The organism is Bacillus cereus group sp. MYBK227-1 (assembly GCF_051916325.1).
In the GTDB taxonomy this organism is placed as follows: Bacteria; Bacillota; Bacilli; order Bacillales; family Bacillaceae_G; genus Bacillus_A; species Bacillus_A cereus.
Genome location: NZ_JBQAGK010000009.1, coordinates 43,589 through 61,299 on the forward strand (window position 1 = coordinate 43,589; position 17,711 = coordinate 61,299).

A 17,711-nucleotide genomic window follows, 5' to 3' on the forward strand; every position below is an offset into this window, starting at 1 on the left:
AAGAGGGAGGAATTAATTTTGAAAAAGAAAATGATGACGGTATTCACTATTGGAGTAATGAGTTTAAGTATATTAGGGGGTGCCTCTCCTTCTGAAACACAAAAAGGAAAGACAGATTACACGCAGCGCAGTAAAGAACAATTGAACAATGGTAAGATACATGCAGTGCATACAGAAGAAAAAGCAGAGAAACTAGGTATTGAAACGGAAGGAAAAGAACAAATTACACTAGAAAAAGAAATTCATGAAACAGAAGTAGGAAGGGAAGCAGAGCAGTTAGGCATATCGATTGAAGGAAAAGATGTTGGGATGCTGTCAGAAGAAATCTATGAAACAAAAGTAAAGCAAGAAGCGTTAAAGCTAGGTATATCTATAGAGAATATATCAATTGTAGATTTAATTACTCAAATTAATGCGATTAAAATTAAAGATGAAGCAGATAAATTAGGTATTTCGACAGATGGAAAAGAAATCGAAGACATCGCGGAAGAAATCTACGGAAAGAAAGTAAGAGAAGAAGCAGGAAAGTTAGATATTTCTCAAAAAGGAAAAGAAATTGAAGAGTTAGCACAAGAAGTGTACGAACAAAAAGTACAAGAAGAAGCAAAAAAACATCATATTGATTTGTATGGTAAAGATATATATCAAATATTAAGAGAAATTAATGAACAAAAGGTGCTACAAATGGCAGATGAGCTTAATATGGATAAAATGAATATGAATATTCAAGATTTAGCGGAAAAGATAAAAAAAGATCAGCCTGAAAAAGGAAAAGAACTAAATTTTGTACCGATGGTACGAACGGATGCTGACGCATTTTATTCTTATTTAACGAATTAATAAGGGTGTGAAAGCGATAAGAAAATTGAAGTGGTATATATGTACAGCTTTACTAGGTGCAGCAATATGGAGTGTATATACAAATGGAATTCCAAAGTATGTAGAGAAGTTAACATTCTCAAATATACAAAGAGGAAAAGAAATGGAGTTTAGTAATAACGATGAAAAAGTCATCTTATCAAATGTTCCCTTAATTCAGCAGTTACCAGAATTGGATAGAGGCTGTGAAGTGACGAGCTTAGCGATGATGTTACAATACGCTGGTGTTTCAGTGGATAAGATGACATTAGCAAATGAAATAAAAAAAGTTGATTTTATAGACGATGGTGTGCGCGGGAATCCGAATGAAGGATTTGTAGGTAATATTTATACATTTTCTGAATCGGGATATGGTGTATATCATGGGCCACTTTTTCAGTTAGCGGAAAAATATTTACCTAATAAAGCTGTAGACTTAACAGGGAAGAATATAGAAGAAATTTATAAGAGTATAAAAGCAGGGCAACCTGTAGTCATGATCACAAATGCAACATTTGCACCATTAGATGCAGATGAATTTACTACATGGGAAACAAATAGTGGAGATGTTTCTATTACGTATAATGAACATTGTGTTGTACTTATTGGATATGATCAGGAATCTGTATATATTCGAGATCCACTTGAGGATAGCTTAGATGTAAAAGTACCGAGAGAAACCTTTGAACAGGCATGGGTACAAATGGGAAGTCAGGCAATTAGTTATGTAAAGAGCGCCAAATAAATTAGGACGAAGAGTTTTAGTAATATGACTATAAGGCGAAGGGTAAAGATTTGAGGATTATAAGAGAAGTTTTGTAGAGTAGAAGCTGTTAAGAAATGAGAGAACTTTAGTATATATAATGCTAAAGTTCTCTTATTTTTATGATTAAAATACGTATAAGGAGTGAATATGCAAAAATGCATAATTGACGAAAAAATTACATGTTATCATTATATATTGTTTTATATATGTTAATTGTATAAAATGACACAAGTATCCACATTACATAAAGGAGGCTTATTATGCAAAAAATATTTAACTGGGTTAAATGTATGAGTATCAATAAAAAATTAATCATTTCATTTTTTATTATTTTAACTATACCAGGAATTATTATCGGTGGTGTTTCATATCAAACTGCCAAAACAAATTTTGAGCATCAAATGACAGATAAAGCAAAGGAGAATATTTCGATTTTAAATACTGTTATTTCTCAAAATATAGAAGAGAAATTTGTTGATGCGACGTACTTTGCAGACATCTTAACAGAGGATACATATCTAAATGGACAAGAAGAAATAGTAAGAACGAAGTTAGCACAATATATAAAGCTTCATCCAGAAGTAGAAGGTATTTATATTGGAACAGAGACGGGAAAGTTTATAAGAGAACCATTTATTCAAATGGCTGATGGGTATAATCCAACAGATAGATCTTGGTATAAAGAAGCACATGAAAATAAAGGGAAAGTAATTGTTACTGCGCCATATCAGTCAGCATCTACAAAAAATATGGTAGTGACGATTGCGAAAGAAGTAAAAGATGGTAAAGGTGTTATAGGAATTAATTTAAATTTAGATAACATCTTAAAAATTTCCAAAATGATTAACATTGGTGAAAAAGGTTATGCAGTTATTTTAGATCAAAATAAGCAAATTGTTAGTCATCCATCTAGAAAACCAGGTGCAAAAGTTACTGATCCTTGGATTAAACCAATTTATGAAGATAAACAAGGAAATGTGTCTTATACAGAACAAGATGATAAAAAGAATTTAATCTTTGCAACAAATGAGAAAACGGGCTGGAAAGTAGTTGGAGTTATGTTTGATGAAGAAATTACCCAAGCTGCCAGTCCAGTGTTTTACAAGACTTTTATTGTTATTGCTATCGCTATTGCATTTGGTAGTGTATTAATTTATTTCATTACAAAGTCTATTACAAGGCCATTACGAAAAATAGCCGAATCGGCATATAAAATTAGTAAGGGAGATTTAACAGAGAAAATTACAATCCATTCCAAGGATGACATAGGGAAATTAGGGAATTCATTTAATGAAATGTCTACGTCTTTACAAGATGTTATTACCCAAATTAGCTTTTCAGCAGAACATGTTGCAGCATCGGCAGAAGAGTTAACAGCGAGCGTACAGCAAGCAAATGATGCGACAGATCAAATTACAATTGCAATGGAACAAGTATCAGGTGGGGCTGAATCACAAAGTCGAGGTGTTGAAGAAGGTGCGGCTACATTGCAACAAGTAAATACAGCAATTCAAGATGTAACTGGAAGCGCAGAGTCAATTTCTATTTCTTCATTACATGCGCGAGAAAGAGCTGAAGAGGGAGAAGATTTAGTTGAACAAACTGCAAAACAAATGCAGTCTATTTCTAGGTCGGTATCCGAGTCAGATGCTATTATTAAACTTCTTGATGAGAAATCAAAGCAAGTAGGAGCTATTTCTGAAGCAATTCAAAACATCGCAACTCAAACAAACTTATTAGCTTTAAATGCGGCTATTGAAGCAGCAAGAGCAGGTGAACAGGGACGAGGATTTGCTATTGTAGCAGATGAGGTTAGAAAATTAGCAGAGCAATCAGGAGAGTCATCTGGAGAGATTGCAAATTTAATTGCAGAAATTAAGGCGGATATTGAACATACTGTTAAGGCAATGGATAATGTGAATGGAGAAGTTCAACAAGGCCTTGATGTTGTAACAAAAACGAAAGTAAGTTTTACGGAAATTTTAAGTTCTACTACACATATTGTTTCTCAAGTTAATCAAATGGTAGAAACAACGAAGAGAATTGCTGGAGATGCAAATGAAGTGACAAATGCTATTGATGAAATTGCAGCTGCTGCAGAAGAAAATACAGCTAGTATGCAAAGTGTTGCAGCTTCAACAGAAGAACAGGTTAATTCCATGGAGGAAATTAGTTCAGCTTCGCAAAACTTAGCTGAGATGGCAGAAGAACTACAAGCGATGACTAGTAAATTTAAAGTATAATAACAGCAGATAAGTAAGGTGAAAATAATATCACCTTACTTATTTTTCTATTCAGCAATTAGGGGAGTCATTAACGGGATGAAAAAAAGAAGAAGACTATGGAATTTATGGAAAACGATTACATTGTTGGTTTGTACAGTTGTAATTTTTTCTTTACTTGTGACAGATATATTAATTAGTCATAATGTAGAACGGACGACGGAGGATAGCCAAGCAGAGAAGGCAAAAACAATTGCACACATTGTGGCGAATGATTCGATTGTAATCGATGGTTTGGTTGGGAAAGCAGATACCTCTGCAATCCAAACGTATACAAATAGAATATTACAAAACACAGGTGTTCAGTTTATTGTAGTTATGGACATGAATGGAATAAGAAAGTCACATCCAAATCCTCAAAAAATAGGGCATCATTTTATTGGGGGAGATGAAGGGCCTGCATTGAAAGGAAAAGAACATGTATCGTTAGCAGAAGGAACTTTAGGTATTTCCATGCGAGTGTTTGTACCAATATTTTCTGAAACAGGTGAACAACTTGGAGCTGTGGCTGTTGGTATTTCAGCAGATAATGTAAAAGAGAGAGTTAAGGAAAGTAGACATATCATTTATATTGGTGTCGGAGTTGGTGTATTAGTCGGAATTATAGGAGCAATATTGCTAGCTAGACATATAAAGAAAAGTTTATTCGGTCTTGAGCCGCACAGGATAGCAAAAATTCTTGAAGAAAGAAATACGATGCTACAATCTGTAAAGGAAGGTATTATTGCTGTAGATAAAGAGGCTAGAGTAACATTAATTAATAATGAAGCGAAACGTCTATTTAAAAAAAGCGGACTTGAAGAAGATTTTATCGGTAAAGATGTTGAGTTGTATATGCCAAATTCACGTATAAAAGAAGTATTGCAAACGGGAGAAGTACAATTAAACGAAGAACAAAATATTTATGGAATTACGATTGTGACGAATCGAGTTCCTTTATATGTAAAAGGAGAAATAGTTGGTGCAATTGCAACATTTCGTGATAAAACAGAGATTAGAAAACTAGCAGAGGAACTAACTGGTATTAGACTATATGCAGAAGCATTACGGGCACAATCTCATGAGTTTATGAATAAGATGCATGTCGTATTAGGGCTTACACATATGAAGCAGTATGAAGAATTACAGAAGTATATAAGCGGCATGGTATCAGAGCATCAATATGAAATTGGTGGAGTTATGAAAAGAATAAAAAGTCCAGTATTTGCTGGTTTTTTACTAGGTAAGCTCAGCTATGCTAGAGAGAAAAATATAAAATTAATTATAAGTGAAGATTCTTATATGCCGGAAATAGATGATGAAAGTATTACTCATGAACTTATTACGATTGTCGGAAATTTAATTGATAATGCATTAGAGGCAGTTACGAATTGTGAAAAGAAGCGAGTTGAAGTTAAGATACAACATGGGGATATACTAACTATTACAGTACAAGATACGGGAAAAGGTATACAAGAAAAAGAAATAGAGCAATTATTTACGAAAGGTTATTCCACAAAGGGAGATAACCGCGGTTATGGTTTGTATCTTGTAAAAGAAAGTATACAGCGAATAAATGGGGAAATTCATATGCATTCATTAGTAGGTAAGGGAACAACGATAACAATTGAAATACTTAAAGGTAGGGATGAGAGGCAAATATGATTAAAGTTTTAATTGTAGAAGATGACCCGATGGTAGCAATGCTAAATACGCATTATTTAGAGCAAGTAGGAGGATTTGAACTTGTTCAAGCAGTTAACTCAGTAAAGTCGGCGATCGAAATATTAGAGAGATCACGAGTAGATTTAGTATTACTTGATATTTTTATGCCTGAAGAGACTGGTTTTGAGCTTTTAATGTATATCCGGAACCAAGAAAAAGAAATTGATATTATAATGATTTCAGCTGTACATGATATGGGAAGTATTAAAAAAGCATTACAATATGGTGTAGTAGATTATTTAATTAAACCATTTACATTTGAACGATTTAAAGAGGCATTAACTATATATCGAGAAAAACTTACTTTCATGAAAGAACAACAAAAAATTAGTCAATCGGAATTAGATTCGTTAATTTTACAAAAAGAAAAAAGGGAGCCTACTGTCACGAAAGAGCTTCCGAAAGGGTTAACGAAGCAAACGTTGCAATTAATTTGGCAGAAGATCGAGTCGTTGAATGGAAGAGTGTTTACAACAGATGAAATGGCACAATTAGTTGGAATTTCAAGAGTTTCTATTCGAAAATATGTAATGTTTTTGACTGACATTGGAGTGTTAGAAAACGAAATGATGTACCAACATGTGGGCAGACCTGTAAGTAAATTAAGATGTGTTGATCAAAAGAAAATAGAGTTTTACGTATAAGCGACTTAATATAAGTCGCTTATACTTTTTTTAATTACAAAATCAATTACAAAACTTACAAAAACTATTTTTACTATTGAAAGCGTTTTAATATTGTTATTAAGAAAACGAGGGGGTGCCATATGGGAATTCAAAAGAATGTGGAAGCGGTATCATTTTCTGAAGGAAATGAAGTACAAAGAGAATCTTTCGCTTCTAAAATTATGAATGTAAAAATCGGTGTTATACCTTTACCGTTATATGTAGTATTGGCTGCTATTATTTATGGGGCATCTGTATATAATAAATTGCCAGCAGATATGATTGGTGGATTTGCAGTTATTATGATCATGGGGATTTTCTTAGGCGATATTGGGATGAGAATTCCAATTTTAAAAAATATCGGCGGTCCAGCAATACTTTCGTTATTTATTCCATCATTACTTGTATTTTTTAACTGGATGAATCCAGCTTCAATGGAAGCTGCGACTATGTTAATGAAAAAATCGAACTTTTTATATTTATATATTTCTTGTTTAGTAGTCGGAAGTATTTTAGGAATGAACCGTAAAGTGTTAGTACAAGGTTTCGTTCGCATGTTTATTCCTTTAGTAGTAGGGACGTTAGCTTCTGTAGCAGTAGGGTTATTGGTCGGTTCATTATTTGGATTTGAAATGAAGCACACATTCTTCTTTATCATCGTACCAATTGTGAGTGGTGGTATCGGGGAAGGGATTTTACCATTGTCGCTAGCTTATAGTGATATTTTAAATGAATCATCAGCGACGTTTGTATCACAGCTTATTCCAGCAGCTATTATTGGAAATATGTTCGCAATTGTAAGTGCAGGGTATATGAAGCGTTTAGGTGAGAAGAAACCGGAGCTTAGTGGTAACGGTGTATTAGTGAAAACAGACAATCAAGCAGAATTATTAAAAGAACAAAATACAGAGAAGCCAATTGACTTCTCATTAATGGGAGCAGGTTTATTAATTGCGTGTACGTTCTTCATCTTTGGAGGATTTGCTTCTAAGTTCATCGGTATTCCTGGGGCAATCATTATGATTTTTTCAGCAGCACTTGTGAAATACTTTAAATTAATGCCAGCAAAAATGGAGCAAGGAGCATTCCATTTATATAAATTTATTTCGAAGAATTTAACTTGGCCTTTAATGGTTGGATTAGGATTGCTATATATTCCGTTAAAAGACGTAGCAGCAGTTCTTTCAGTAGGATATGTTGTTGTGTGCGCATCGGTTGTTCTTACAATGGTAGCATCAGGTTTTCTTGTAGGGAAAGTGATGAAGATGTATCCAGTTGAATCGGCGATTGTAACTGGATGTCATAGCGGTTTAGGCGGAACTGGAGATGTTGCTATTTTATCGGCTTCAAATCGTATGGAATTAATGCCGTTCGCGCAAATTTCAACTCGTTTAGGCGGGGCGGCAATGGTTGTAACGGCGACAATATTATTAAAAATGTTTTCATGATCAAACAAGCTAGCTATATTCGTATAGCTAGCTTGTCAAATTAAGGGGAGATTATAAGTATGTTAGCAAATCAAATTAATGAAAGATCATTGTTATTGCATAAAGAATTAGTAGGGAAAATTGAAATTACAAGTAAAGTGGAGGTAAATTCAGCGGATGATTTAAGCCTGACGTATACACCAGGTGTAGCGGAGTCGTGTAAAGCGATTGCGGCAGATGAAGAAACAGTGTATGACTATACAGCACGTGGCAATATGGTGGCAGTTGTTTCAGATGGAACAGCGGTACTCGGTTTAGGAAACATTGGACCGAAAGCCGCTATGCCTGTTATGGAAGGAAAAAGTATTTTGTTTAAGAAGTTTGCGAATGTAGATGCTTTCCCATTATGTTTAGGCACAACGGATGTAGATGAAATCGTTACCCTTGTAAAAAATTTAGAGCCTACATTTGCAGGGATTAATTTAGAAGATATTGCAGCACCGCGTTGTTTTGAAATTGAAAAACGATTAAAAGAAGAAACGAATATTCCTGTATTCCATGATGATCAACATGGAACAGCTATTGTCGTTTTAGCAGCTGTTATTAATGCATTAAAAGTTGTTAGCAAACAAATGGATAATGTGAAAATCGTTATTAACGGTGCGGGTTCGGCAGGAATTGCAATTGGAAAATTATTATTAAAGGCTGGTGCAAAGCACATTACGCTAGTTAGCCTAGAAGGTATTGTTTGTGAAGGTGAAACATGGATGAACGAAGCACAAATTGAAGTTTCAAAAAAGACAAATCGTGAACATGTGCGTGGAACGTTAAAAGAAGCAATTCACCAAGCTGATATTTTTATTGGCGTATCTGCTCCTAACGTATTAACGAAAGAACTTGTACAGACGATGAATGAGAAAGCAATTGTGTTTGCAATGGCGAATCCAATTCCAGAAATCTTCCCTGAGGATGCATTAGAGGCTGGGGCAGCTGTAGTAGGAACTGGACGCTCGGATTATGCGAATCAAGTAAATAATGTATTGGCGTTTCCCGGAATATTCCGCGGTGCGTTAGATGTGCGCGCAACTGATATTACAGAAGAGATGAAATTAGCGGCAGCATATGGGATCGCTAACATCATTACTGATGAAGAACGTAATGCGAATTATGTAATCCCGAATCCATTAGATAAAAGAGTTGTTCCAAGTGTTGCAGAAGCAGTAGCGAAAGCAGCTATTGATTCAGGCGTGGCACAAATTACGAAAATACCACGTTATTAATAGCGAAAAGCAGTGCCTAAAAGGCACTGCTTTTTTGAGATAAGAAATCAAAATAATGAAGAAGTGTAGAATTATTTATGTTTCTTCACTATTTATTTAATTCCATTGCAACTTGTTTACCATTCACTAAAACCTCAGTTACTGCTACTATCACTTCTATCATTTTTTTCATCTCTCATCTCTCCTCGTTTCATTTCTTACTTTAAGTATAAGAGAAGAGAGATAATTCAACTATCGAAGTACATGACGTAGAAATTACATTGTTGTAAGAAAGTGGTTTATTTTTGTCACTTTACTCAGCAGTGATTACAAACTGATCATAATATTTTTCATTCACATATATATTTAATAACCATAATCCAGATGAAGGTAGTGACATAGTGAGAGGGAGTTCGTTTGTAGTAGAATCGATTGTATTTGAAGTAGTCCAAGTTTGTTTGGAAGTTTCTTTTTGAAAGAGTACTTGTGTCGGAGTTACAGATCCTTGTTTTAGCGCAATAATAGACAATTTTCCAGTTGGTATTTCAGAATCTAGAAAGTGCCACATTATTTCATTTTGTTCATTTGCGATAATAGGACTATCAGCCATTGCGACTTTACCTTCGATGCCTTTTAAAGGCATTTTTCCTTCTACGAAAGAAGGTGTTTCTTCCCAATTTACATCTTTTAAAACACTAAGGTGAAAGAAGGAAGGTGCGTTCACTTGAGTGGATGACGTTGCTATTACGTCTTTTTTTGGTTCTTTTGAATCCGGTTGCGTTTGTGTGCATCCAGTGATGAGGAAGGAGAGAAGTAGCATAGTTCCGATTTTTTTCATGGTGCCACACTCCTAGTTTTTATTGTTAGTGTAATTGTATTTGCTAGAAGGCGGGACAATTCCTTTAAAGTATAAAAAGAGGTCGTAAGTTTTGTACGACCTCTTTTGACATTTTTATCCCGTAAAAGCCCGATTGGTGTAGGTTAATAATTAGTGGGAGATAGTCCCCACTAATTAAAGTTTCATTTTATATTTGTTCCGTTGTATAGGTTGGTTCGGTTTCTTTTTGAGGCATCGTCAAAAAAATAACGGACAGAACGATACATACGCCGCCTAATAATTGATATGTTCCAAAAGATTCATTTAGCCAAATGATTGAAACGATGGCAGCTACAAGGGGTTCAATGCTAGATAAAATGCTTGTTTCTGTTGCTGCTAAATATTTAAGACTACCGATATATAGAAGGAAAGAAAGGGTACCACTAATAATGATAAGAATAAGCATAGAAAAAGTTTTTAGTGTAAGGGTTTGTGAAAATTGATTCCACCCGAATGAACGATTATAAATAAGTAGTGCAATTCCTCCGATTAACATCCCCCAACCAATTACTACAGTTGTCCCGCATTCTTTAATGAGAGAAGCCGGATGAAGGGTATAAAATGCAAATCCGATTGCTGTTAATAGTCCAAAAATAATAGCATCTTTGGATAAAACAATATTTTCAATTGAGCCATTTGTAATAATAAAGTATGTTCCTATTAGCGCGGCTATAATTGCGAATAGTTGCATGGAAGCAGGGAATTTTCTTTGTTCAAATGCAACATACATGGTAATAAGAACAGGACCTAGAAATTGAAATAGCGTTGCTGTGACTGCATTACTAATATGAACCGTTTCGATAAAGGCGTATTGCGCACCGAGCATGCCGAGAATAGAGAAAATAATAAGTTGTATAGAATATCTAGGGTGTTTCCAAATTTGAAATATGTTTTGTTTCTTTATAAGTAAGAAAGACAAAATAAATATTCCTGCAAGCAACAATCGAATTGTTAAAAAATCAATTGAGGATACATTAGTATGTTGAAATAGCCACTGAATCATTGGACCAGATAATCCCCATAATGTAGCCCCTGTAATAATCATAATGAGTCCGATACGTCTACCATTGTTCATTATCATGTTTCTCCTCTCCAGTATTTGATTTTTTATGTGTGACATGATAAAAGGAATTATATATAACTTCTGGTACTGTAAAAAGTATCAGATTTTAGTTTTATTAAGGGGTCAGATATTATGTTAGAATTAACGCCTAATTTAAATATGAATAGTAAAAAGGCATTGTATGTGCAATTGTATGAGTATATAAAAAAAGAAATTAAAGATGGATCGATTGTCCCTTTTACGAAATTACCGGCTAAGCGAAAGTTAGCGATACATTTACAAGTAAGTAAAAATACAGTAGAGGCAGCGTACGAACAATTACTTGCAGAAGGTTATATTGAGTCGATATCGAGAAAAGGTTATTTTGTATGCAAGATTGAGCAAATGGTTCATATAGAGGATAGCGGAGATAGAATAGAAGAAGTACCGTTTCAGGAGAAGAGTTATAAATTTGATTTTACACAAACAGGAATTGATATAAATGCTTTTCCATTCAATATGTATCGGAAAATTGTAAATGAAATATGGCAGCCGCATAATAACGAACTTCTCTTTCTAGGACACCCTCAAGGAGAAGCGAGCTTAAGAGAAGAGATTACGAATTATTTGTATGAATCTAGAGGTGTACGTTGTTCAGCTAGTCAAATTGTATTAGGAGCGGGAACACAAATATTAGTGAAACTGTTGTTTCAATTGTTAAAGGGAAGCAATTATGCAGTTGAAAACCCAGGGTATCATAGAAAGATGGTTGTTTTTGAACAGGGAGAAGCAAGAGTCCAAATGTTATCTTTAGATAGAGATGGAATTTGTATTGCAGATTTAGAAAATAGCAATGCGAATGTTGTATTTGTTACACCTTCCCATCAGTTTCCGTATGGAATGATTATGCCTATTACGAGAAGGATGCAACTTTTACAATGGGCCAAGAAAAAAGAGAGCAGGTATATTATTGAAGATGATTATGATAGTGAATTTCGCTATTCTGGAAAGCCTATACCGGCGCTGCAAGGGTTAGATACAGAGGGGAAAGTTATTTATATGGGGACGCTATCTAAAGCATTATTACCATCGCTACGGATGAGCTATATGGTGTTGCCGAAGAAATTAATTAAAAAGTATCAACAGCAATATTTATTTTATACACAAAGTGTTTCAAGAATGGACCAAGAAGTGATTAGAAGATTTTTAAATGAAGGCTATTGGGAAAAACATATTCATAAAATGCGTGTCGTCTACCGAAAGAAGAGAGATCGACTTGTTTTTGAAATAGAGAAGTATTTCTCTAATCGTGTTGAAGTGATAGGAGAAGATTCAGGATTACACATTTTATTAAAAGTGCATAATGGAATGCGGGAAGAAGAATTAATTCAAGAAGCTGCGAAACATAGTATCAAAATATATCCTGTGTCTACGTACTATAAAGACGATACTGCACCTGAAAATGTAGTTTTACTTGGGTTTGCGATATTATCAGAGGAAGAAATTGCGAAAGCGATTCAATTATTACACACGGCATGGTTTACAAGAAAGTAAAAAACATCCTCCAAACATGAGGATGTTTTTTATTATTTATTTTCATCTAAGAATAAGACCATATGCTCTTCGTCCCAATATTGTCCGTTATATTTTAATGAACGTTCTTGTACACCGAATGTTTTAAAACCTAATGATTCATAAAGTTTTTTCGCTCCATCGTTGCCAACAACAACATCAAGCATAACTTGTTCTACTTCTAAAGATTTAGCAAGCTCAAGACATTCTTTAATAAGTGCTTTTCCTGCTCCAAGTCCGCGCGCTTTTGGAGATACATATACAGAACCGATTTTAGCTTTATGTTCTTGTTTTACATATGGTTTCGTTTCCAGTGTTGCAACCCCGATTAATTTTCCATCTTTAAATGCACCTAGCGTATAGTTTTCATCTTGTGCTAATTTTTGTGCTTTATATTCAATCGCACACTCTTTATTAATAATATCTTCATAAGAAGAGCTGAATGCTTCAGGGTTTTGCTTTAATCCTTCTACGCGAAGTTCTAAGTAAATTTCTGCTTCGTCTTTTGTTAATACATGGATATCCAATTATATCACCCTCCAAATCTTTGCAAATGTACCTTTATTTTATATTGAAATAAGAATAATTTCAAAAGCTTAGCTTATATGAGCTGTTTTTATGAACAAAATAACACCAGTAGTGTTTACTGCTACTGGTGTTTTCACACGCATATTATTCAAAAGGTAGCTCGATTATAAAGTTTGTTCCCGCTCCTAATTGGCTTGTTACTAGAATAGAACCGTTATGCAATTCTACAATTTCCTTTGCAACAGCTAGCCCGATACCTTTTCCGCCTGTAGCTCGTGTTCTAGATTTATCGACACGATAAAAACGGTCAAATATATGCGGGATATCTTCTTCAGGAATACCTTCACCTTCATCTTGTACACTTATTGTAAAAGAATCTGTTTCCATGAGTACACGTATCGTAATGGCTGTGTTTTCTGGCGAATGTTGATAAGCGTTGTGTAATAAATTTAACATAACTTGTTCCATACGTCTTTCGTCTATACAAACTTCTAAATCATCTTTGCAATATACATGAAGTTGCATTTGCTTATTTGTTAATGTTGTTTTTGTTTTTTCTACCATTCGTTCTAAAAATGGCTGAAGAAGCACTTTTTGTTTTTTTATAACAAATTGGTGTTGTTCTAATTGTACAAGCATAAATAAATCTTGGACGAGATCGGTTACACTATCCGTTTCATCCTCAATAATTTGTAAGTATTCTTCTCGCTCCTCTTTTGTTAAAGAGTCTCTCTTTGCTACCTTCGCATAACCTTTCATATAGGTCAATGGAGTTAATAGTTCATGAGCGACACTAGCGAGAAATTCATTGCGCTCTTTTTTCATATACGTAAGTTCACTCGATAAATCTTCAATTGTTTTTGCTAAACTTCCGAGTTCATCATTTCGTTTAATACCTAATTGAATTGGCTTGTTTAATTTTGACATTTTTTCTGTCGCTCTCTTCATTTTTACAAGTGGTTCTGTAATAACGCGTGAAAAAACAAAGACAGAAATTGTTGTTAAAATAATTGTTAAAACGCTAATGATAAGAAATTGGTTCATGAGTTTAAGTAACATATTTTCTAGGAAAGATGTTTTTAATAACATATATAGCTTTCCTTGAAACTTTGTTGTGTTAAGTGGGCTTACTGTTGTGATGAACTTTGATTTTTTCCAGTTCCTTTCAACGACCAATCCGCCGTCTGGGACAGTTTCTGTTTTACAAGTAAGTTGTTTTTGCATATCTTTTGTTACGGGTTCTGAGGTGGAAATAATTTTGCCATTATGGTCAGTAATAATGATAGCTATATCGGAGTTAGAAATTGATTCCGATTCAACTAAGTGTGCAGCCTCATTCGTAATATCGAACTCAGGGTACACAGGACGTTTAGGATTTTTATTATGTTCAGCGTGTTTCATTTCTTTATAATATTCATCCCGTCTCTCGCGGCTTTTAATTTTTTTACTATAGCGATTACCTTTCTCTAAAAGAGCATCTGTTTCCTCTACAATACGCATTTTTGAAAGGCTTTTATAAAAAGATACGAAAGCAATTGTTTCAATACATAAAGCTAATATTAAAAAGTATGTCCCAATTTTAAGGGAAAGTTTACTCATTTTTTCACCATACCTTATTCATAATAAAGAGTCAGTGGTATACGATTTCCCACTGACCGAAGTAATTATTCACTTTTCCATTTATATCCGACTTTATAGACCGTTTCTAGGTAATCTTCAATCGGAAATCCTTTTTTGCGTAGTTTATCACGGATATTACGAATGTGTGAGTCAATTGTTCTATATTCGATATCTGTTTCATAGCCCCAAATTTTTTCGATTAAATCATCTCGGCTATAAGCACGGTTTGTATTTTGTAAAAATAGTCCGAGTAACGAAAATTCGATAGGAGTTAATGAGATTTTTTCATCATAAACTGTGACAGTATGTTTCGTTTTATCCCACTCAATACCATTGAAACTAACAAAGCCATCTTTTTTTGTACGGCGTAATATAGCCTCGATTCGTGCGACTAATACATGCTCATCAAATGGTTTTGTAATATAATCATCTGCGCCCATCGTGAGGCCTTTCACCATATCGTAGTTTTGGTTGCGAGCTGTTAACATAATGATAGGAACGTTGGAAATTTGACGAATTTGATAGCAAGTATCCCATCCATCCATACTTGGCATCATAACATCTAATAAAATAATATCGAATTCTTTTTGTTCGATTAATTTTAGTGCTTCAAGGCCAGAGGTAGCTTTCATACAAAAATAGCCGCGAGGGCTTAAGAACAGATCTAATAATCGTAACATACGTTCTTCATCGTCTACTAATAAAATTTTTACCATAATCTTGTGCACCCCAAACTGTTCATTCTACTTGTATAGTTTACATGAAAATAATAAAAAACTCTTTTTATGTGATTGAATGGAGGGCTGATTTTTTCGCTCAGAGTAATTGACATAAAAAATGCACTAGTTTTGCACAACTATTTTTTATAATAGAAAACGTAGCGACACAAAATACCCTATGTTGCGACATAACGTCATGTCATTTTATTTATAAAATGACAATTCCATTCTATTGTGTATGTGAGATAGAGAGGGTTTTCGTATTCACCTCGCATCGGATAAGAAAAATTTCCTATCTCACACTTTTTTTAAAAGGAGATCATACACATGAATTCAAAAGAAGAAATTTCAAAAAAAGAAAAGCAAGATCGTAATACGGTTGTCATGTGCGTTGCCGTATCTATGGTTATTATTATAAGTTGCGTAAATAAAATTTTGGGGATTTTATAATATAAAAAAAGCTGATTGCTTCTTAAGAAGCAATCAGCTTTTTTCATTGTTAGGGGGAGTGTTCATATAATAAACCAAGGTAAAATTGCTAATCCAGAAGTTACAATTGCTGTAGTAAATATTAAAAGCATAGCTCGTTTGTTTTGTTTCATGTCACATTCTCCTCTACATATCAAGTACATGCGATCAGCGTGGGATGTAGTTCCCCACTGAGTAAAGTTTCACTTTATATTTTTAGTATAATGAATGGAAAGGTTTGGTACGATCGATAAAGGTGACATGAAGATTACATTGTTGTAATGAAAAAAGCATCTTTCTTAATAAAAAGATGCTTTTGGAAAACTATATTGAAGTATTAATCATTTAAGAACAGAACCATATGTTCCTCGTCCCAATATTGACCGTTATGTTTTAATGAACGCTCTTGTACGCCGTAAGTTTGGAAACCTAATGACTCATATAATTTTTTTGCTGCATCGTTACCAACTACAACATCGAGCATAAGTTGTTCTACATGTAATTTATCGGCATTTTCAATAATTGCTTTAATTAGAGCTCGTCCTGCTCCAAGGCCACGCGCTTTTGGGGAAACAAAAACGGAGCCAATTTTTGCTTTATGTTCTTGTTTAATGAAAGGCTTTGTTTCTAAAGTAGCGATACCAATTAAATCGTTATCTTTGAAGACCCCTAGAGTATACTTATCCGGATTGCTTAATCGTTTTGCCATAGCAGCTACAGGATCCTCATGTTTCAAAACATCTTCATAGGAAGAGCTAAAAGCTTCCGGGTTCTTCGTTAAACCTTCCATACAAACTTTTAAATATATTTCTGCGTCCTCTGTCGTTAATAAGCGAATTTCCATAGTTGTAACCTCCTTGGTCGATTTCAAATAAAATAAATCCATTACTTTTATAAGAGTGTGTATGTGTTTTGTTAGCAGTCTCTTTTAATTTGTAAAAGAATGAAAAGATATATGCTACAATGTTTTGTTTTTTAATATGTAATGAAATTATATATTAACTTTATTAACTATTCAAGCCTTTAATATATTACATTTTCATAACTAAAATAACTCCTCAATTGAGGAGTTATTTTAGTTATTCGATTGATAACCATCAATTCGATGTGGATGTGTGTAAATATTGCAGGATTCATTTCTGATAAATCCTACGACTGTAATGCCTAAATCGTGAGCGAGTTGCAATGCTAGTTTTGTTGGGGCAGATTTAGATAGAACAATTTCACATCCGATTTTTGAAACTTTGAGTAAAATTTCAGATGAAATACGTCCGCTAAATGCGATAATTTTTCCTTTAACAGATATATCGTTGCGTAAACAATGACCATATATTTTATCTAATGCATTATGTCTGCCAATATCCATTCTTGATAGGAGGATTTTGTTTCGATCACAGAGCGCGGTATTGTGAACACCGCCGGTTTGGCGAAAGGTAGTGGAAGATTGTTGTAACGTATTCATTAAGTAAAAACATTCTTCAGGAGTAATTTTTACATGTATATCATGTAAGTCTTTTGCTTTTGCTGCATCGTTTACGAAAATAAAACCTTGTCTACCTTTTCCGCAGCAAGAAGTGACGTATCGTTTATTATATAAAGTTTGATAGAGCGGATTCACTTTTGATGATTTTACATGGACAATTCCGTTATCTTTTTGAACCCATAGTTCTTCAACATCGTTATAGGAAGAAATAATCCCCTCAGAAATTAAAAAACCAATTACCATATCTTCAATATAATTTGGTGTGCATACGACTGTTACATATTCTTCACCATTCAATTTAATAGTAATAGGAGATTCTGTAACAATCTCATCAAGTTGTTTTGAAAATGTACCAGATTGATAACGTACAATTGTATAAGTCTCTTGCGTAGGCCCCATATTTAATTCCCCTTTTATATGTATTTCTCTCCCACATTTATC

The 17,711-nt window shown here is 34.1% G+C and carries 16 protein-coding genes and 1 pseudogene; 10 read left to right on the plus strand and 7 right to left on the minus strand.

The features are described from left to right. Window positions 1–18: 18 nt before the first annotated feature. The 8 genes and pseudogenes from ACTFRM_RS26585 (at window position 19) to ACTFRM_RS26620 (ending at window position 8,982) form a co-directional block, all read left to right on the plus strand. Complete coding sequence (locus ACTFRM_RS26585) at window positions 19–840, plus strand: transporter (protein ID WP_440043776.1); 822 nt, start codon at window positions 19–21, stop codon at window positions 838–840. A gap of 7 nt (window positions 841–847) precedes the next feature. Next, window positions 848–1,603 carry a C39 family peptidase gene (locus ACTFRM_RS26590; protein WP_440043777.1) on the plus strand — a complete coding sequence of 252 codons (756 nt, stop codon included), beginning with the start codon at window positions 848–850 and terminating at the stop codon, window positions 1,601–1,603. Between the two features lie 422 nt (window positions 1,604–2,025). Continuing rightward, window positions 2,026–2,928, plus strand: a pseudogene (locus ACTFRM_RS26595) (cache domain-containing protein); the annotation flags it as partial. Between the two features lie 120 nt (window positions 2,929–3,048). After that, window positions 3,049–3,867, plus strand: a complete 819-nt coding sequence (locus ACTFRM_RS26600) for a methyl-accepting chemotaxis protein (RefSeq protein ID WP_440043788.1) — start codon at window positions 3,049–3,051, stop codon at window positions 3,865–3,867. A gap of 78 nt (window positions 3,868–3,945) precedes the next feature. Next, window positions 3,946–5,550, plus strand: a complete 1,605-nt coding sequence (locus tag ACTFRM_RS26605; protein WP_000747346.1) for a sensor histidine kinase — start codon at window positions 3,946–3,948, stop codon at window positions 5,548–5,550. Then, window positions 5,547–6,254, plus strand: coding sequence for a response regulator (locus ACTFRM_RS26610; RefSeq protein ID WP_440043779.1), 708 nt, complete (start codon window positions 5,547–5,549; stop codon window positions 6,252–6,254). The genes ACTFRM_RS26605 and ACTFRM_RS26610 overlap by 4 nt, the downstream gene beginning before the upstream one ends. A gap of 122 nt (window positions 6,255–6,376) precedes the next feature. Then, window positions 6,377–7,723, plus strand: a complete 1,347-nt coding sequence (locus ACTFRM_RS26615; RefSeq protein ID WP_000512722.1) for a 2-hydroxycarboxylate transporter family protein — start codon at window positions 6,377–6,379, stop codon at window positions 7,721–7,723. Window positions 7,724–7,782: 59 nt separating this feature from the next. Further along, a complete protein-coding gene (locus ACTFRM_RS26620; protein WP_000880780.1) occupies window positions 7,783–8,982 on the plus strand; it encodes an NAD(P)-dependent malic enzyme in 1,200 nt (399 codons plus the stop codon). Window positions 8,983–9,274: 292 nt separating this feature from the next. On the opposite strand, the gene ACTFRM_RS26625 is transcribed toward ACTFRM_RS26620, so the two are convergent. Next, window positions 9,275–9,799 carry a DUF4871 domain-containing protein gene (locus ACTFRM_RS26625; RefSeq protein ID WP_322373092.1) on the minus strand — a complete coding sequence of 175 codons (525 nt, stop codon included), beginning with the start codon at window positions 9,797–9,799 and terminating at the stop codon, window positions 9,275–9,277. Window positions 9,800–9,986: 187 nt separating this feature from the next. Then, entirely contained in the window at window positions 9,987–10,913 is a 927-nt protein-coding gene (locus ACTFRM_RS26630; protein WP_322373093.1) for a DMT family transporter, read from the minus strand. 120 nt (window positions 10,914–11,033) lie between these two features. Between ACTFRM_RS26630 and pdxR the strand changes: the two genes are divergently transcribed. Further along, a complete protein-coding gene (gene pdxR, locus ACTFRM_RS26635; protein ID WP_426866629.1) occupies window positions 11,034–12,434 on the plus strand; it encodes a MocR-like pyridoxine biosynthesis transcription factor PdxR in 1,401 nt (466 codons plus the stop codon). Window positions 12,435–12,466: 32 nt separating this feature from the next. Here the strand turns inward: pdxR and ACTFRM_RS26640 are convergent, their stop codons facing one another. The 3 genes from ACTFRM_RS26640 to ACTFRM_RS26650 form a co-directional block, all read right to left on the minus strand. Beyond that, complete coding sequence (locus ACTFRM_RS26640; RefSeq protein WP_000351212.1) at window positions 12,467–12,979, minus strand: GNAT family N-acetyltransferase; 513 nt, start codon at window positions 12,977–12,979, stop codon at window positions 12,467–12,469. A gap of 145 nt (window positions 12,980–13,124) precedes the next feature. Beyond that, on the minus strand, window positions 13,125–14,579 hold the full coding sequence (locus ACTFRM_RS26645; protein WP_000041022.1) for a HAMP domain-containing sensor histidine kinase: 1,455 nt from the start codon (window positions 14,577–14,579) through the stop codon (window positions 13,125–13,127). 65 nt (window positions 14,580–14,644) lie between these two features. Next, window positions 14,645–15,316 carry a response regulator transcription factor gene (locus ACTFRM_RS26650; protein WP_000238957.1) on the minus strand — a complete coding sequence of 224 codons (672 nt, stop codon included), beginning with the start codon at window positions 15,314–15,316 and terminating at the stop codon, window positions 14,645–14,647. Between the two features lie 330 nt (window positions 15,317–15,646). Here ACTFRM_RS26650 and ACTFRM_RS26655 point away from each other — a divergent pair, with 330 nt between their 5' ends. Beyond that, on the plus strand, window positions 15,647–15,769 hold the full coding sequence (locus ACTFRM_RS26655; protein WP_001085006.1) for a hypothetical protein: 123 nt from the start codon (window positions 15,647–15,649) through the stop codon (window positions 15,767–15,769). A gap of 355 nt (window positions 15,770–16,124) precedes the next feature. Here ACTFRM_RS26655 and ACTFRM_RS26660 read toward each other — a convergent pair whose 3' ends face one another. Both ACTFRM_RS26660 and fdhD read right to left on the minus strand, forming a co-directional pair. Then, on the minus strand, window positions 16,125–16,631 hold the full coding sequence (locus tag ACTFRM_RS26660; protein WP_000405875.1) for a GNAT family N-acetyltransferase: 507 nt from the start codon (window positions 16,629–16,631) through the stop codon (window positions 16,125–16,127). 231 nt (window positions 16,632–16,862) lie between these two features. Continuing rightward, window positions 16,863–17,669 (minus strand): formate dehydrogenase accessory sulfurtransferase FdhD, encoded by an 807-nt coding sequence (fdhD, locus tag ACTFRM_RS26665; RefSeq protein ID WP_000529239.1) that lies wholly within the window; start codon window positions 17,667–17,669, stop codon window positions 16,863–16,865. Between the last annotated feature and the right edge of the window lie 42 nt (window positions 17,670–17,711).

What these genes read in the sequence shown, in the direction of transcription:
- ACTFRM_RS26625 (WP_322373092.1), bottom strand. Translation starts at nt 9,799, where the DNA reads ATGAAAAAAATCGGAACTATGCTACTTCTCTCCTTCCTCATCACTGGA.
- ACTFRM_RS26660 (WP_000405875.1), bottom strand. Translation starts at nt 16,631, where the DNA reads ATGGAAATTCGCTTATTAACGACAGAGGACGCAGAAATATATTTAAAA.
- ACTFRM_RS26610 (WP_440043779.1), top strand. Translation starts at nt 5,547, where the DNA reads ATGATTAAAGTTTTAATTGTAGAAGATGACCCGATGGTAGCAATGCTA.
- ACTFRM_RS26615 (WP_000512722.1), top strand. Translation starts at nt 6,377, where the DNA reads ATGGGAATTCAAAAGAATGTGGAAGCGGTATCATTTTCTGAAGGAAAT.
- ACTFRM_RS26600 (WP_440043788.1), top strand. Translation starts at nt 3,049, where the DNA reads ATGGAACAAGTATCAGGTGGGGCTGAATCACAAAGTCGAGGTGTTGAA.
- ACTFRM_RS26620 (WP_000880780.1), top strand. Translation starts at nt 7,783, where the DNA reads ATGTTAGCAAATCAAATTAATGAAAGATCATTGTTATTGCATAAAGAA.
- pdxR (WP_426866629.1), top strand. Translation starts at nt 11,034, where the DNA reads ATGTTAGAATTAACGCCTAATTTAAATATGAATAGTAAAAAGGCATTG.
- ACTFRM_RS26650 (WP_000238957.1), bottom strand. Translation starts at nt 15,316, where the DNA reads ATGGTAAAAATTTTATTAGTAGACGATGAAGAACGTATGTTACGATTA.
- fdhD (WP_000529239.1), bottom strand. Translation starts at nt 17,669, where the DNA reads ATGGGGCCTACGCAAGAGACTTATACAATTGTACGTTATCAATCTGGT.
- ACTFRM_RS26630 (WP_322373093.1), bottom strand. Translation starts at nt 10,913, where the DNA reads ATGAACAATGGTAGACGTATCGGACTCATTATGATTATTACAGGGGCT.
- ACTFRM_RS26645 (WP_000041022.1), bottom strand. Translation starts at nt 14,579, where the DNA reads ATGAGTAAACTTTCCCTTAAAATTGGGACATACTTTTTAATATTAGCT.
- ACTFRM_RS26655 (WP_001085006.1), top strand. Translation starts at nt 15,647, where the DNA reads ATGAATTCAAAAGAAGAAATTTCAAAAAAAGAAAAGCAAGATCGTAAT.
- ACTFRM_RS26605 (WP_000747346.1), top strand. Translation starts at nt 3,946, where the DNA reads ATGAAAAAAAGAAGAAGACTATGGAATTTATGGAAAACGATTACATTG.